Origin of the sequence: Marinobacter sp. SS8-8, assembly GCF_030540945.1 — a bacterium.
Lineage (GTDB): Bacteria > Pseudomonadota > Gammaproteobacteria > Pseudomonadales > Oleiphilaceae > Marinobacter.
Genome location: NZ_JASSVN010000054.1, coordinates 1 through 1,196, shown reverse-complemented (window position 1 = coordinate 1,196; position 1,196 = coordinate 1). Strand labels below are relative to the sequence as shown.

General features: G+C 59.5%; 1 protein-coding gene. It reads right to left on the bottom strand.

Features of this window, described 5'->3' with window-relative positions:
- Positions 1 to 219: 219 nt before the first annotated feature.
- Positions 220 to 1,196 (bottom strand): ISNCY family transposase (locus tag QPL96_RS19365; protein ID WP_303288908.1); only part of this gene is annotated, 977 nt, incomplete at its 5' end.

Genomic DNA, 1,196 nt, shown 5'->3' with positions numbered 1-1,196 from the left:
GTTTCCGTCCATAAACGGCGTGTTTTCAAGGTGACCCACCCAGCCAGGTGAGTCAATTTGTCTATTTTCGCCGACTTTATGCCGACTGCATCGCAGTTTGCAGGCCTGCGTCACCCTTTTGACCGCAATTCGGTCTTTTCCGGGCACAGGCCAGCCTCGGCCAGAGCGCCGATAAGACTTTTTGTTAAGGCTCTTGGGTGGCTCGGGTTGAGAGAGCCGTTATTGGGCAAGCAGTCGCGAGAACACGGCCAGGTTGTGCGCAACCACCGCCGACCACACGTACGACTTAAAGTGCGCCAGCCCCTTCCAGGTGCAGCGCGACAGACCGTAGGACCGTTTCAGGCAGGAGATGCCCGCTTCGATCCCCGCCCGGAAGTTGCGCAGCTTGCGATACACCCAGTCGCTCTTCGCCATGTGCTCGACCTTCAGGCCTTTCTTTTTGTGAAAGGCCACATCCTTCACGCCTTTGTCTTTGGCTTGCTGCACATTGTCTTTGCTGGCGTAACCGCCGTCCGCGGCCATTTGCCGGGGAGCACGGCCATAGATCTCGATCTGCCGCTCCAGCAGGGGCATAAAGCGTTCGCTGTCGGCCGGGTTACCGGCCTCGATGACGACGTCGAGAATCAGTCCGCTACGACCGCTCGCCAGGTTCAGTTTGTGCCCGTACTGGATGTCACGGCTGCCCTTGATAATGATGTCGGTGTGTTCCTCGAACAGGCTGAAGATCTTCTCTGCGGCAGGCACCTGTTCGCCGTTGATCACCCGTCGTTGCGCTTGGTCGATCACCCCCTCGATCAACCCCCGATAGTGCGTTACCTCTGCCTCCCAGGCGACGAATGCGGCCCCATCCACGCCCAACTGGTTGAGTTTGCACCAGGCCTTGTCCAGATAATCGAGACCTTTGCGAGTGACCTTGATCAGATCCCGATACCAGCGGGTCTTCTTTTCTTTCCCCCGGGAATACTGGATCTGGTGGGCCCGCTGCTTGGCCACGCGCTGGTGGTTACGCCAAGTCAGTCGCGTCTCCCCAGCCAGCCCTTGCGCTTGCTCCATCAGCCGCACCTGGGTGCGGACCGCATCCCAGAGCAGGCTGCTGTCCGTCGGCGCGTGAACCGGTGCCTCCGTGACCGTGCTATCAACCCGAACCTGGCGTCCGCGCTCGATCTTTTGCGTTTGCGCATCTTGCAACATCAACC